A 15,951-nucleotide genomic window follows, 5' to 3' on the forward strand; every position below is an offset into this window, starting at 1 on the left:
ATTTTACTAATGATCAGTGTGTTACTGTATAGGCAAGAACTGAGAAGGATGACCTTTTCAGTTCTTTTGGTTTATTTACCAAATTTTACAGAAATTTAAAGGTGGTTATAGAGATATGGAAAGCTATGATTACAAAGTTAACAAAGTATTTAATAATAATGTAATATTGGTATCTCAGAATGATAAGGAAAAAATAATAATAAAAAAGGGATTAGGCTTTGGGAAAAAAACGGGAGATATTATTTCAGGAGATACTTCAATTGAAAAGGTTTTTGTTATAAGAGAAGAGGATAACTTCAGTAGGTTTAATCAGTTGTTGACTAATGTAGATGAAGATGTTGTGGGAATGTGTGAGGAGATTATTTCTATGATAAGTGATGAGTTAAAGGAAGAATTAAATGAAAAAATACACATATCTCTTACTGATCATATAGCTTATACTTTAAAAAGACTAGAGAAGGATGATGAAATAATAAATCCTTTTCTAATTGAAACAGAGACTTTATATAAGAATGAGTTTCAAATAGCAGAAAAGGCAGTTAGAATTATAGAGAAACGAACAGGCTTAAAAGTACCTGATGGAGAAATAGGTTTTATAACACTGCATATTCATTCTGCTAGAAATAAAGGAAATCTTTCAAATACAATAAAATATGCATTTTTGTGTAATTCTATAGTTGAATTTATAGAAGACAGTTTAGATATATATATAGATAGACAATCTTTGGATTATGCTAGATTTTTAACTCATATTAGATTTGCCATAGAGAGAATACTTTCAGATAATCCAATAAAGAATGAATTACTGAGTGCTATAAAAAAACAGTATAAGCAGTCATATAAACTTGCTAAAAAGGTTGCAAAGATTATAGAAAGAGATTTAAACATAGAGGTTGTTGAGGATGAAATAGGATATATATGTATTCATATAGAAAAACTAAAAAATGCTTCCTAAAGAGTATTGACAATACATTATATATATAATATACTGAAAATATAAAATTAAATAAACGTTTTCAATTGTTTTTTCAGTGTGTCACCATAAAAATGAATGGGCAAGAGCTGGAAAGGGTTAACCTTTTCGGCTCTTTTTTGTTTTAAAATTTTAATACTAGGTTAATAATTCTATGTTTAATACATGGAATTATAATATATGCAATTATACATTATTTTAGGGGGGTAAAATTATGGAAAAGTCAAAAGGTGGACTATTGTCAAAGCTACAAAGACTGGGTAAAGCACTTATGACTCCAGTTGCTGTATTGCCTGCAGCAGGATTACTATTAAGATTAGGGCAGCCAGATGTTTTTAATATTAAATGGATGGCAGCGGCAGGTGACGCTATCTTTGGTAATTTGGCACTTATATTCGCTATTGGTATAGCAGTAGGACTTGCAGAAGAAAACAATGGAATTTCGGCACTGGCAGCTAGTGTTGGTTATTTTGTATTAACTAAAGTAGCTACTACTTTTAACGACAAGATCAACATGGGAGTTCTTGCTGGTATCATAGTAGGTATTTTAGCAGCTCATCTTTATAACAAGTATAAAGCAATTAAGGTTCCAGACTTCTTAGGATTCTTTGGTGGTAAGCGTTTTGTACCTATTATTACTTCAATTTATACTTTAATTTTAGGTGTTATATGTGGATATGTATGGCCAGTAATTCAAAATGGAATAAATGCAGCTGGTAATGCTGTAGCTGGTTCTGGAACTATAGGAGCATTCTTCTTTGGATTTTTTAACAGATTATTAATTCCTTTTGGATTACATCACGTTGTTAATTCTTTATTCTGGTTCCAATTTGGCTCATTTACAGATAAAGCAGGTAAGGTTGTAACTGGTGACCTTTCTAGATTCTTTGCTGGAGACCCTACTGCAGGAACATTTATGACAGGTTTCTTCCCGATTATGATGTTCGCGCTTCCAGCAGCATGCTTGGCTATGATTACTACAGCTAAGAAGGAAAATAGAAAAGCAGTAACAGGTATGCTTTTAGGTATAGCATTTACATCTTTCTTAACAGGTATAACTGAACCTATAGAATTTGTATTTATGTTCTTAGCACCAGCATTGTATTTAATACATGCATTGCTAACAGGTGTTTCCCTTGCGGTTACTTCGGCGTTGGGGATGAAATGTGGGTTCGGTTTTTCAGCTGGATTAATAGATTATGTTCTAAACTTTGGAATTTCATCTAAACCGGTTGGATTGCTAGTGGTTGGTTTAATATTTGCAGCTATTTATTACTTTGTATTCCTATTTGCAATAAAAAAATTCAATATTCCAACTCCAGGTAGAGGAGAAGGAGAAGGAACTTCTAATTTATCAAAATTAAATAATACTGGATTTACAAAGAAAGCATCAGAAATATTAGATGCTGTAGGAAATAAGGAAAATATAGAAGTAATAGAAGCTTGCATAACAAGAATAAGATTGACAGTTAAAGATGGTTCAAAGATACAAGAAGGTAGATTAAAAGAAATTGGAGCTACTGGTGTTATGAAGCTTAATGAAAAAAATTATCAAATAGTTGTAGGTACATCAGCAGATCCATTAGTAACTCATATGAAAGCTTTAATGAAATAGTATAAATAAAACAGAATAGAATTAAGCCAAGTATGAAAACTTATATGTTGTTTTATACTTGGCTTTAACACATATGACTTCATTAGGGGAGTAATTAATTTGTTGGAGGCCAAATTATGAAAAGGTTGTTAGATTGCAGTACCTGAAAATATCATGGATTACAGTATTGCAATAAGAGGTAAACGACATACTTATATTAGAATGGCACGGTCAATAAATAGATAGATAGTATAAATAACACTAACTAAAAATGTAAATATTGTTGAATAGTGCTATTTATTATGGTAAAATTGGTATATACAACATAACAATATAATAATATATTATCATGTAGTTTGGAGGATTGAAAAATGAGAAAGGTTTCTAAAGAAAATCCAATTCCCTTGTATTATCAATTAAAAGAAATACTTCAAGAAATGATTGAAAATGAAGAATTAAAGCATGGAGATTTGATACCTACAGAAAGAGAGCTGTGCGAAATTCAAAATATAAGCAGGATGACTGCAAGAAAAGCAATAATGGCGCTTGTAAATGAAGGTTTACTTTATAGAGAACAGGGTAAAGGAACTTATGTTTCAGAACCAAAGATAAATCAACCACTTTCTGAGCTAAGTAAAGGATTTACTGAAGCTTTAGTAAAGAGAGGTCTTAAGAGTTATACAAAGATATTATCCTTTGAAGTAAAAGATGCAACTTTAGAAAATAGAAGACAGCTAAATTTAATGGAAAATGAAAAGGTTATAGAACTAAAAAGATTAAGAATAGTAGAGGAAGAGCCTTTTGGGGTAGAGCACGTTTGTATTCCGTATAGATTATGTGAAGATTTGACTAGAGAAATGCTAGAAGGTAAATCGCTATATGTTGTTTTGAAAGAAAAATATGGCTATTGTCCTGAAAGTACAAAACAAACCATAGAGCCTATAAAGGTAAATGAATATAAAGGAGAACTGTTAAATTTGGAAAATGACGATTTAGCTTTGCTTGTAAAAGGAACTGCATATCTAAGTGATGGAACAGCTATGGAATATACAAAAGCTACTTTTAGATGCGATAAATATAAATATGAAATAAGACTTAAATAAAATTATTTAGTTAAAGAAGGGATTATAATGAAGGCAATTGTAAATGGCAAAATAATTACTGAAGATGGAATATTAGAAAATAGCAGTATTTTATTTGAGAATAAAATTAAACATATTATTGATACAGATAAGCTTGAAGAGTATGGGTTAGAAAAAATAGTTGATGCAAAAGGTAAATATGTTTCGCCAGGATTTATTGATATTCATATTCACGGCAGCGGTGGAAGTGACACCATGGATGGAAGTATTGAAGATATAGTGAAAATCAGTAGTACTATCTGTGAAAATGGAGTTACTACATTTTTACCAACTACAATGACTATGAGCAGAGATGAGATATACAATGCATTAGAGTGTGTTAGAGAATGTATGAAGATGAAGTTAAATGGAGCAAAGGTCTTGGGGGCTCACCTAGAAGGTCCTTTCATAAATGAAAAGTATAAAGGAGCTCAGAATCCGGAGTTTATACAAAAACCAAATTATGATTTTGTTCAGGATTATTTAGATGTAATTAAAATAATGACCTTAGCCCCTGAAGTGGATAAAAATGGTGAATTTATCAAAATGATGAAGGGTTATTCTGATATTGTTTTATCAATAGGACATACAAATGCAACTTATGAGGAAGCTGTAGATGGTATAGAAAAAGGAATTACCCATGCAACACACCTTTTTAATGCAATGACTCCTCTTCACCATAGAAAGCCAGGAGTTGTAGGAGCTGTACTTGGAAATGATGTTAACTGTGAAATTATTGCAGACACTATACATATTCATCCAGGATTATTTCAGTTACTTGTAAATGTAAAAGGAAAAGATAGACTCATTCTAATAACTGATTCTATGAGAGCAGGATGCATGAAATGTGGAGAATATGATCTTGGAGGGCAAAAAGTTATTGTTGATGAAACATCTGCAAGACTGGAAGATGGAACTCTTGCTGGAAGTATTCTCACCCTTAATGCTGCACTTAAGAATATGTATAAGCATACTAATCTGAAAATACATGAGTTAGTTAAAATGGCTTCTTTAAATGGAGCTAGGGAACTTAAAATTGATACTTTAAAAGGAAGCTTGAAAAAAGGCAAGGATGCAGATATAACAATTTTTGATAGTGAATTTAATGTGTGCCTTACTATAGTAGAAGGTAAAACAGTATATAATAATTTAGATTAGGGGAGGATGCAGAATGAGAATAATTGTTGTTGATAATTACGAAGAAATGAGTATAAAGGCTGCAAAAATAGTTGCAAGTCAGATAATATTAAAGCCAGATAGTGTTTTAGGCTTAGCAACCGGAGCTACACCAGTTGGTATGTATAAGGAATTGATTAGTATGTATCAAAATGATGAAATAGACTTTAGCAGTGTTAAAACTTTTAACTTAGATGAATACTATGGATTAAGTAAAGAAAATGAACAAAGCTATCACTATTTTATGAGAAAATATTTATTTCATTGTATAAATGTTAAAGAAGAAAATGTTTATATACCTAATGGAAATGTGGTAGATATAGATGGAGAATGTGAAAATTATGAAAAGATAATTAAAGAAGCAGGAGGAATAGATATACAAGTTCTTGGAATAGGCGGAAACGGACATATTGGATTTAATGAACCAGATATAAATTTTGAAGCGGCTACTCACTTAGTTAATCTTACACAAGAAACCATAGAAGCAAATTCAAGATTTTTTTCTTCAATAGAAGAGGTTCCAACAAAAGCTATAAGTATGGGAATAAAAACAATAATGCAGTCTAAGAAAATTTTATTACTTGCAAATGGAGTGAGTAAAGCAGATGCTGTATATGAAATGGTAAAAGGCAAAATATCTCCAGAGGTTCCAGCTTCAATCCTTCAGCTTCACAATGATGTAACCTTAGTTCTGGATAAAGAAGCGGCAAGTAAACTATAGAATAATGTTGCATGGCAACATTATTCTATTATACTAAATAGAACATTTATATTTGTATAATAAAGTTCAGTTAGTCCTTCAAAGCCTGAATCAGTACCGATAATTATCCATGCTTCTCCATTTTTATTAGTTGTTATTTCAAATGAAGCTGTAAAATGTTTATATTGGAATGATTCATCTATTGAATTTTTATTTTCAGAACATATTTTTGCTATATCGCCCAGTACAATCATATTTTTACCACTTTGATATTGATTTGCTTTATCTATATTCATTCTTAAATATCCATTTTTAGCTTGGGATGTAGGTTCTACATTAACAACTCCTGCTTTTACATATACGCTTGAACCTGGAGACCCACCAATGCCCATCGTTTCTCCTGGAACATTAGTAGCAATATCAAATGATAAGTCAATTTTATAAGTAGTATTAGGAATTAATCCTATATTTTTATCAAATTTTCTAGTAATATACATAAATAAATCATCACTATGATTATTACCTTGAAGTAATAATCCTTTATCATTCTTACCTTCTATGGGGATGTTAGCATGTTTAAACTTTAATTCATAAAAATCTTCATTATTAATTGGCAAATCAGAAAAATCACCAGTCCAGCCTTCGTTATTTTCAGTAAATTTGAATGTTGTACTAGGTTGTTTTTTTTGTTTAAGCAAAAAATGTAGTATTTTTTTTAATATAGAAAATCTTTCAGGTGAGTTAGTAGGAGCAGCATAGATTTTTTCTATATATGGTTCTTGAGAAATATTTTCAATGGCTTTTGTTGTTAAAAATGAAACTGATGATGTTACTAAAACAGCTAATAATAATAAACTTACTGTAGTTTTCATGATTTTCATAGATTTCACCTCTCATATTCAATGTTTCATAATTTATGATACATTAAATATTACGTATAAAAAATAAAAAAGTTTGCTTAAAAAATATTTTATTAAGTATACTCAAAATTTCCCCAAAAATTATTCTAATGATTTTTTATTTTTTTCATATATTTCTAAATGATTTAATTCTTTTATATCCTTATATAAGAAATAGCCTGTAATTAAAGCAGCAACTATATCGGCTATAGGCTGAGAGAACCAAAGACCATCAAGCTTTAAAAATCTAGGTAAAATAATTATTATAGGAATCAATACAATTACTTGTCTCAAAAAACTAAGGAAAATAGATATTTTGGCTTTACCAATAGCTTGAAAATAATTTGATGCAACTATTTGATATCCTATAATAGGAAGAAACATTAAGTCTATTCTAAGTCCATGAGCCCCAAGTTTTATAAGGTCCATATCATTTTTACTAAACAAGGATATGAGAAATTCAGGAAAAAATTCTACTGCTATAAATCCAATAGAAGCAATTAATACTCCAGAGTATACGGCCAGTTTTAAAGCATCTTTAACTCTTTTATAAGATTTAGCACCATAGTTATAACCTAAAATTGGTTGAACTCCTTGATTTATACCAAAGATAGGCATGAAAATAATCATGACTATACTTGCTATTATTCCCATGGCTGCAACGGCAATATCACCACCATATTTCAATAAACCTTTATTATAAAAGGCAGAAACTGCACTAGCTGCTAACTGCATAGAAAATGGAGATAGACCTATTGAAAATATTTGCAATAAAATTTTCTTGTTAAATTTAAAAGATGATTTTTTCAATTTGAGTATACTACCACTTGTTTTACTTAAGAAATAATGCATAACTAAAATTGTATTAACCGTTTGAGAAATAACAGTAGCAATAGCAGCACCTTTAATGCCCAAACCCAGACCAGTAAAGCTTATTATTCCAATTTTTATATGTTTAAATATAAAAATTGGATCTAACACCATATTTAATAAGCCGCCGACTATCATTGTTCTCATAGCCATCTTGGGATTACCTTCAGAACGTATAATATTATTTATACCAAAGCCAATGTTTTGAAATGCAGCTCCAGCAAGAATAATTACTATATATTCTCGAGCATATGGAAGACTTTCACTACTTGCTCCAAAAATCCTTAAAACTGGATTTATAAATACAATTCCTAAAATACCTATAAATATAGAAAGTATAATATCTAAAAGTACTGCTGTACCAAGAATTTGTTCAGCCTCATCTTTCCTTTTTTCACCTAATTTAATGGAAACAAGAGTAGAAGCACCAATCCCAACCAGCATTCCAAAAGCCATTATTATGGTAGAAATGGGAAAAGTTATTGCTAGACCAGCTAAGGCTATTTTACCTACACCTTGTCCAATAAAAATTCTATCTATCACATTGTATAGTGCATTAACTAGCATACCAATAATTGCAGGAACAGAAAATTTCCAGAGTAAAGTTGAAATTTTTGCACTACCTAATGTTTTTGATTTATCCATATAATCTTTCCTTTCATAAAACAATAATAAAATCTTAAAATACCAAAAAATAAGTATACCATATATTGCATAAAAAAACTATATTTTCTTTAGTTATATGGCTGGGAGTTTTAAAACTTAAGAATAGAATAATTTTCTAAGGAAAATATAGTATTGTATATACAAGCATTATGAAAGGAGTTGCAGATGGGTGACATTATTGGAAATTATACCTGAAAAATTTCTTACAACAGCAATTTCAGCTGCTGCAATTTTAACAGGTACTATAATTGGAAGCATATGGAGTGGGCTTATAGCTAAAAAAAACAGAGAAGTTGAGAATAAAATTGTAGAAGACAATAAAAAGTGTAATAATTTAGAGAAGATAAATAAAATGTGTGAAAATATAAATATTATAAGATTAGACATATGTAATGCTATATTTCAAAGTATAAGAACTTTAAAATATTATAATGAGGCTAATAATGAAAATAAGTATCCTATACCTATAAATAAAGATTATTCAAGAGTTGTTGCTTCCATTACAAGTCGCTTTGATTTAAAGGAAATGAGTTATATATATCAATTATACGCAATTATAGAAACATTAAATAAACATATGAAAAATCTTAATTATAATGATGATGGGTATAATTTAATCAAAAAAGATTGTGAATTGTTTTTAAAAAAACTTTATGGAAAAAATTTTCACAAGATACTTCAGGTGGATATAGAAACAGTAAGCTATGAGCAGTTATATAATAATGAATTTATAAAGCTAGGTTACCGAGAAGTCTTGAAAAAATTAGAAAAAAATAGTTGTGTAGAAGGATATGAACAATAGGTCATATTAAAGAATGGTATGGTATTTATTTTAAATATTTATTGAGTATATAAATGTGAATTTGAAGCAAAATATTAGAGTAAATTATAAGCTAAAGGAGGAAAAAATATGGCACAATTAAATCAATTAGAATTACAAAATTTAAGACACCTTATAGGAGGTCATCAAACTATTGCTTGTAAATTAAATGATTACGCTAATCAGTGTCAAGATCAGCAAATTAAGCAAATGTTTCAACAAGCTGCTACTGCTGCACAGAACACTACGCAAAGATTGATGGGATTAATGTAATTAAAAAATAAATTGGAAAGAGGGATATATTATGCAAGAAAAAGAAATGGTGAATGATGTATTATCTACTGTTAATAGTAGTATTACAGACTATGGTTCTATTATAGCTCAATGTGATAATCAAGAATTAAGACAAATGGTTCAAACATTAAGAGACGGAGACGAAAAATTCCAATATGATCTATACAAAATAGCGGCTCAAAAAGGATACTATAAGCCAGCAGCACCAGCAGCTCAACAAGATGTCCAATTAGTCAAATCACAATTAAGCCAAGGATAAATGAAAAAAGAATTGAATCTTTGCATAAATATATAAAAAGATTCAATTCTTTTTTTATTTAATGAGTTATAAATTAGCGGAAATAAATGTGAATTATTAAGGGGTATGAAAATAATAATTTAAAGCTAAAATAATAAAGAAGACAGTTTATGAGGAGGATTAAAATGAATAACGATAAAAATCATTTAGAAAGACATCCTTATATTACAGGACATGAGAAAATTTATGAGCCTAAAGAAGTAGAAATAGCTAGAGAAGTAGAAATGGAAAATATAAAAAATACTTTGAACTTTGGAAGTACAGAGTATGATAAGTCAATGGAAAATGTACAGCATAAATATGGTCATGAATAATAAAAAGTAAGTAATCCCTCCATTATATACATCATGATGGAGGGATTACTTGTAAAGAGTAAAAGTATTAACTTGTTGTAATTTTTCCACCATTTACATGTATTACTTGGCCAGAAACATATGAAGAGTCTTCAGAAGCTAGAAATACATAAGCACCTGCTAATTCACAAGGCTGTCCTGCTCTTCCCATAGGTGTACTGTGACCAAAATCAGCTACCTTTTGTTGAGAAAAACTGGAAGGAATAAGTGGAGTCCAAATAGGGCCTGGAGCAATTCCGTTTACTCTTATTCCAGAATTAGCCAGATTAAGTGATAGTGAACGTGTAAAAGCATTAATAGCTCCTTTAGTAGAAGAATAGTCGATTAAAGTTTCGTTGCCTTCATATGATGTGACAGAAGTAGTATTAATAATGCTGCTTCCAGGCTGCATATGAGGTACTGCTGCTTTTGTAAGATAGAACATGGAGAAAAAATTTGTTTTAAAGGTTAACATTAACTGTTCAGCAGTAATATCCATAATACTATTTTGAGGGTATTGGACTGCTGCATTATTTACTAAGATATCTATGACGCCAAATGTGTTAATTGTATCATCTATAATTTTCTTGCAAACGGTTTCATTGCCGATATCACCAGAAATTAAAAGACACTTTCCTTGTTTTTGTTCTATTAGGGTTTTGGTTTCTTCAGCATCACAGTGTTCATTCAGGTAGGATATAACAACATTAGCACCTTCAGATGCAAAGGCAAGTGCAACTGCTTTGCCAATACCACTGTCTCCACCGGTAATTACAGCAACTTTATTTAGTAATTTGTTACTTGATTTATAGTTAGGATTCTCAAATACTGGTTTTGGATTCATAAGAGCTTCCAGTCCAGGTTGAGTATCTTGATGTTGTGGCTGAAAATCTTTTGTGTATAACATATATAAACCTCCATAATTAATAGTATATATTTATTTTGTTTACTTATTACATTTTTATTCATTGTTTATTTGTTCCAGAAGAGTGCATAATTAGATATTAGATGTCATATAGCGTTTACATAAATGTAGAAGATTGGTATAATGATGAATATGTATATATATGTAATAATTTATTTATTATGGTATAAAGAGGGGAGGGATTTATTATGAACATACCACAAGAATTTAATGGAGAGATTTTTGACAAACTAATTTGTTCAAATAAAACAGTAGAGATACATACATTTCTTCAAATAGCACTTAATCTAAGTCAAGTTATCGGGGAATTTCACAAAAACGATATTATTTATAAATATATAAATCCATATAATATTTTAATTGATATAAAAACAAAAGAAGTAAAGCTTATAGAACCTAAAGATAGGTTATTAAATATATCAGAAAATCTTCACTATATGTCTCCTGAACAAACTGGAAGAATGGCTAGAAAAATAGATTTCAGAACAGATTTTTATTCTTTAGGAGTAACTTTTTATAAAATGCTTACAGGATTACTTCCTCTTGAAGGTGAAAATGAAATAGAGTTAACATATTCTCATATTGCAAAAGAACCGCTCTATCCACATATGATAAATGACAAAATACCTAAAGTGATTTCTAAAATTGTTATGAAGTTACTGGCAAAGGATCCAGAGGACAGGTATAAAAATGCTTATGGACTTAAGAATGATTTAGTTAGGTGTATGGTTGAATTGGAGGGAAAGGGGTATATTGAACAATTTAAATTAGGTGAGAAAGATATTGCCAATAAGCTAAATTTATCAGAAAAACTATATGGAAGAGATAAAGATATACACAGAATAATAGACAAATATCACAGTAGTAAAAATGGTAATAACGAGGTAGTATTCATATCAGGTGAGGGAGGAATAGGAAAATCCAGCTTAATGAAAGAAATACATAAGCAAATAATAGCTGATGGCGGTATGTTTGTTTCAGGAAAATGCATACAATATAACAATACTCCGTATTCACCCATAATTCAGGTAACTAATGAGCTTATTAAACATATACTTATGGAGAGTCAAGAAGAACTTGTGACAATTAAAGAAGAAATCATGAAGACCGTAGGTAATAACGGTCAAATTATAATTGATTTTATTCCTGATATTGAATATATTATTGGAAAACAACCTTCAGCAGCTGAAATTGGGGCTGTGGAAGGACAAAATATGTTTAGTATTGTATTTTTAAAGTTTATCAAGATTTTTTTGAATAGAAACTATCCCATAGTATTATTTTTAGATGATTTACAGTGGATAGATTCTGCTTCATTAAAAGTTCTTGAAATACTTATAAACGATATAGCTGAAAATCATATTTTTATAATTGGGTCATATAGAGAAGACGAGATACATAAAAATTACGATTTAGCAAGTTTAATTGAGAACATAAATGATAAAAATATAAGTTTAACTTGTATACATCTAAAGCCTTTGGGAACAAGAGAAATAAATAGTTTAATTTGTGATACATTACATTGTGATAGAGTTTCTTCTTTTACTTTAGCAAAATTAATTACTCGTAAAACAGGTGGAAATGCTTTTTTTGTAAAAATATTTTTAGAATCAATGGTAAATGAGAATATATTAGAATTTAATTATGAAGAAAACTGTTGGAAATGGGATATAAATAAAATTGAAGAAATAAAGGTGGATGATAATTCCTTAGATTTACTTGTAAAAAAAATAAAGCAGCTTCCACAAAACACAATTGAAGCTTTAAAATTGGCTGCTTGTGTAGGTATAGAATTTAATTTAAAAATACTGTCAGCTTGTAATGGAAAATTATTATCTCAAAATGTAATGGATATACTTCCGGCAATAAGAACAGGTATTATATCTCCAGTTAATAAACACTATAACAGTCTTTCAAAGGATGGCAGTATCAGTTATATAAATAAAGCTACTCATGTATATATATTTTCTCATGACCATATTCATGAACAATTTTATTCTATAATTGAAGAGAATCAGAAAAAAAAGTTTCACCTTAATATAGGAAGGGCACTTTTGAAAAATGTTTCTTTTAGAGAAACGGAAGGTAATATTTTTGATGTTGTTAATCAACTTAATATATCCTATGAATTAATTGAAGATGAAAATGAGATATACAATTTAGTAAAGCTTAATTTAGAAGCAGGAAAGAAGGCTAACGCATCCGCAGCTTATAATTTGGCCTTAGAATATTTCAGATTGGGATATAAGATGTTAAAAAAAGATAGTTGGACAACTCATTATGAGTTATCTTATGAAATTTATGTAAGTCTTTTTCAATATGAATGTATTAACGGGGACTTTAATCAAGGAGATAAGTTATTTAACATAATTTTAGAAAATGCAAAAGCAAGACAGGATAAGATTATTGTATATAATCTTAAAATTACTATTTATACATATTTAGGAAAGTTTGAAGAAGCTATTGAAATGGGAATTAAAGCATTAAGATTATTTAATATTAATATTCCAATGTATTCCAATAAAAAAGATGTATATTATGAGTTATTTAAAATGAAATGGAAGTTAAAAGAAAAAAAGATAGAACAAATATTAGATAATGAAAAAACAAGAAATCAGGATAAAGAAGATATAAAAAAGATATTAATGAACTTAAGAGGCGCAGCTAGTTATTTTAATAAAACCTTATTTTGTTTTATAACATTAAAAGAAATGAATTTAGTTTTAAAGTATGGAGCTTCGGAAAATGATATAAATATATATATTGACTATTGTATGTTCTTAAATATATTTTTTCAAGACTATAAAGGAAGCTATAAATTTGGAAAAGAGATTTTGAATAAAGCGGAAAATTTAAACGAACCTAATACAAGTAAAGTTTTAAGCAAATTTGGAAATTCAATTGCTTTATGGAATGAAAGTTTTGCTGATGTAATTAAATATTTAAACAGAGCTTATTATTCTTCTTTAAAATATGGTGAAACAATGCAAGCATTTTATTGTGCCAATTCTATAGTTGGTATTTTATTTATGAGAGGATATTCTTTAGATAAGATATATGAAGAATGTGATAGATATTTAGAAGTGAGTAAGAAAACTAAGTATAATAAATCAAACTTTGGAATAGTCTTGATAAGGCAGCTTATATGTAATTTAAGAGGAGAAACTAATAGCAGATTTAGTTTAAGTAATGATAAATATAATGAGAAGAATGAATTTAAATCTGCAAACAGTGGTTTTGGCACTATGGGATACTATACATATAAGCTATTTATAAATTATATATATGGTAATTTAAAAGAGTGTAAAATTTATTTAAAAGAGGTTGAAAAAGAAGGAGAGTTTTATAAGGGAACATTTATACATGCTCTTAGCCATATTTATAGTTCTCTTGCTATGACAGCAATATATAATAATAGTAGTAAAGGTGAACAAAGATTTTACATTAGAAAATTAAGAAATAATTTAAATATAATAAAAAAATGGTCACAGAGTTGTCCGGAAAACTTTTTAAGTTATTATTTATTATTAAAAGGTGAGATGTATCGTATAAAAAAAGATACTGAAAAAGCAGAAATATTTTACGATAAAGCTTTAAAGTATGCAGTTAAAAATGAATTATTATTAAATATGGCTCTTGCTAGTGAAATTAAGGGGAATTTTTACAAGCAAGTGCAAGAAGAAAATCTTTGTAACGCTTACATAAATCAAGCATATAAACTATATAAAAAATGGGGAGCAGTTGAAAAAATAAAAGATTTGCAGGAAAAATATCCTGAAGTGTTTTTAAGTGATGATAAAATAAATAAAAAAATACTTATGCCAGAACCTAATATAATAAATGATATGGTAGCTTGCACTATAACAGAGGTTGATAATGAGAAATTTGATATTACAGCAATAATAAAAGCTTCACAAGCTATTTCTAGAGAAATAGTATTGGAAAAGCTTTTGGAAAAACTGATGAAAATATTAATTGAGAATGTAGGGGCACAAAGAGGATGTTTAATCTTAAATCAAAATAATAGTTTGATAATTGAAATGGAAGGAAATATAAACGAATTAAATTCTTTGGTAACAAAGCCTGTAAAATTAGACAAATATCATAATATTGCAAAGTCAGTAGTTAACTATGCTGCAACAACCAAGCAAAATATAGTTTTAAAGGATGCATCTAAAGAGAATATGTTTTTACATGATACATATATGCAAAATAATAACATAAAATCTGTTTTATGTTCTCCTATAATAAATAAAGGGAAATTTATGGGAATCATATATTTAGAAAATAATTTTGCGGCTGATGTATTTAGTGAACAAAGATTGAACATGGTTAATTTTCTATCTTCACAGGCAGCTATATCCATAGAAAACGCTTATATGTACAAGACTATAAAAGAACTTAATGAGCAATTGGAAAAGAAAGTTGAAGAAAGAACAAAATCTTTAAATGAAACCATGAAATATGAAGAATTAAGAACGGAATTTTTTGCAAATATTTCACATGAACTTAGAACACCTCTTAATGTAATTTTTGGAGGTCAGCAAATGCTTGAATTATTGATAAAGAACAGTATGCCAATGAAAGATGGAGATAAGATCGAAAGATATATGGCAACTATGAAGCAAAATTGCTATAGACTTGTTAGACTCATAAATAATTTAATAGATATTACAAAAATAGATGCAGGATATTTCCAAGTTAGTTTAAAAAACAGAAATATTGTTGATATTGTTGAAGCTATTACTCTTTCAGTAGCTGAATATATTGAGAACAACGGTGTTAATTTGATTTTTGATACTGATGTGGAAGAGAAATTTATTGCTTGTGACCCTGACAAAATTGAAAGAATAATGCTTAATTTGCTTTCTAATGCATTGAAATTCACAGAAGTTGGTGGAAATATATGGGTTGATATGTGCGATAAGGGTGACAAAATACTTATATCAGTAAAAGATGATGGAATAGGTATACCAGAGGAAAAGCAAAAATCTATCTTTGAGAGATTTGTTCAGGTTGATAAATCCTTATCAAGAAATAGAGAAGGAAGTGGTATAGGTTTATCAATTGTTAAATCACTTGTTCAGATGCATGGAGGAAATATAGATATTATAAGTAAATGGGGGGAGGGAACCAAATTTATTATTGAACTTCCCAATAAAAGGGTACAAGAGGATAAAGAAGAATCAATTAGTCACAGTTATTTAGAATCTAATAAAATTGAGAGAATAAAAATAGAATTCTCGGATATATATAATTAGAGTGTTTCGGAGGTATATGGAA

General features: G+C 28.9%; 14 protein-coding genes. 11 read left to right on the forward strand and 3 right to left on the reverse strand.

All coding sequences use genetic code 11. The annotated features are described in order from the left end of the window. Nucleotides 1-115: 115 nt before the first annotated feature. The 6 genes from glcT to nagB all read left to right on the forward strand — a co-directional run bounded on the left by glcT (nt 116) and on the right by nagB (nt 5,585). Nucleotides 116-955 (forward strand): glucose PTS transporter transcription antiterminator GlcT, encoded by an 840-nt coding sequence (gene glcT, locus OIO11_RS15260; protein ID WP_268072303.1) that lies wholly within the window; start codon nt 116-118, stop codon nt 953-955. A gap of 232 nt (nt 956-1,187) precedes the next feature. Further along, the gene (gene nagE, locus OIO11_RS15265) at nt 1,188-2,588 is read left to right on the forward strand and encodes an N-acetylglucosamine-specific PTS transporter subunit IIBC (protein ID WP_268072304.1); all 1,401 of its coding nucleotides are present in this window, start codon (nt 1,188-1,190) and stop codon (nt 2,586-2,588) included. Between the two features lie 132 nt (nt 2,589-2,720). Next, a complete protein-coding gene (locus OIO11_RS17290) occupies nt 2,721-2,813 on the forward strand; it encodes a DUF7916 family protein (RefSeq protein WP_442781313.1) in 93 nt (30 codons plus the stop codon). A 125-nt stretch (nt 2,814-2,938) separates the two neighbouring features. Beyond that, nucleotides 2,939-3,670, forward strand: coding sequence for a GntR family transcriptional regulator (locus OIO11_RS15270; RefSeq protein WP_268072305.1), 732 nt, complete (start codon nt 2,939-2,941; stop codon nt 3,668-3,670). Between the two features lie 27 nt (nt 3,671-3,697). Further along, nucleotides 3,698-4,846 carry an N-acetylglucosamine-6-phosphate deacetylase gene (nagA, locus tag OIO11_RS15275; RefSeq protein WP_268072306.1) on the forward strand — a complete coding sequence of 383 codons (1,149 nt, stop codon included), beginning with the start codon at nt 3,698-3,700 and terminating at the stop codon, nt 4,844-4,846. A gap of 13 nt (nt 4,847-4,859) precedes the next feature. Further along, nucleotides 4,860-5,585 carry a glucosamine-6-phosphate deaminase gene (nagB, locus tag OIO11_RS15280; protein ID WP_268072307.1) on the forward strand — a complete coding sequence of 242 codons (726 nt, stop codon included), beginning with the start codon at nt 4,860-4,862 and terminating at the stop codon, nt 5,583-5,585. A gap of 20 nt (nt 5,586-5,605) precedes the next feature. On the opposite strand, the gene OIO11_RS15285 is transcribed toward nagB, so the two are convergent. Then, nucleotides 5,606-6,445 (reverse strand): hypothetical protein, encoded by an 840-nt coding sequence (locus OIO11_RS15285; RefSeq protein ID WP_268072308.1) that lies wholly within the window; start codon nt 6,443-6,445, stop codon nt 5,606-5,608. Nucleotides 6,446-6,565: 120 nt separating this feature from the next. Next, nucleotides 6,566-7,978 (reverse strand): MATE family efflux transporter, encoded by a 1,413-nt coding sequence (locus OIO11_RS15290; protein WP_268072309.1) that lies wholly within the window; start codon nt 7,976-7,978, stop codon nt 6,566-6,568. Between the two features lie 190 nt (nt 7,979-8,168). Between OIO11_RS15290 and OIO11_RS15295 the strand changes: the two genes are divergently transcribed. The 4 genes from OIO11_RS15295 to OIO11_RS15310 all read left to right on the forward strand — a co-directional run bounded on the left by OIO11_RS15295 (nt 8,169) and on the right by OIO11_RS15310 (nt 9,725). Then, nucleotides 8,169-8,801, forward strand: coding sequence for a hypothetical protein (locus OIO11_RS15295; protein ID WP_268072310.1), 633 nt, complete (start codon nt 8,169-8,171; stop codon nt 8,799-8,801). Between the two features lie 108 nt (nt 8,802-8,909). After that, nucleotides 8,910-9,092 (forward strand): hypothetical protein, encoded by a 183-nt coding sequence (locus tag OIO11_RS15300; protein WP_268072311.1) that lies wholly within the window; start codon nt 8,910-8,912, stop codon nt 9,090-9,092. Between the two features lie 31 nt (nt 9,093-9,123). Further along, nucleotides 9,124-9,372, forward strand: a complete 249-nt coding sequence (locus OIO11_RS15305; protein WP_268072312.1) for a spore coat protein — start codon at nt 9,124-9,126, stop codon at nt 9,370-9,372. 164 nt (nt 9,373-9,536) lie between these two features. After that, nucleotides 9,537-9,725 (forward strand): hypothetical protein, encoded by a 189-nt coding sequence (locus OIO11_RS15310; RefSeq protein ID WP_268072313.1) that lies wholly within the window; start codon nt 9,537-9,539, stop codon nt 9,723-9,725. A 67-nt stretch (nt 9,726-9,792) separates the two neighbouring features. Here OIO11_RS15310 and OIO11_RS15315 read toward each other — a convergent pair whose 3' ends face one another. Then, nucleotides 9,793-10,650: an SDR family oxidoreductase gene (locus tag OIO11_RS15315; protein WP_268072314.1), complete on the reverse strand. Its 858-nt coding sequence runs from the start codon at nt 10,648-10,650 to the stop codon at nt 9,793-9,795. A 206-nt stretch (nt 10,651-10,856) separates the two neighbouring features. On the opposite strand from OIO11_RS15315, the gene OIO11_RS15320 reads away from it, so the two are divergent. Then, the gene (locus tag OIO11_RS15320; protein WP_268072315.1) at nt 10,857-15,929 is read left to right on the forward strand and encodes an ATP-binding protein; all 5,073 of its coding nucleotides are present in this window, start codon (nt 10,857-10,859) and stop codon (nt 15,927-15,929) included. Nucleotides 15,930-15,951: the final 22 nt, after the last annotated feature.

The organism is Clostridium sp. ZS2-4 (assembly GCF_026719745.1).
Taxonomy (GTDB): domain Bacteria; phylum Bacillota; class Clostridia; order Clostridiales; family Clostridiaceae; genus Clostridium_H.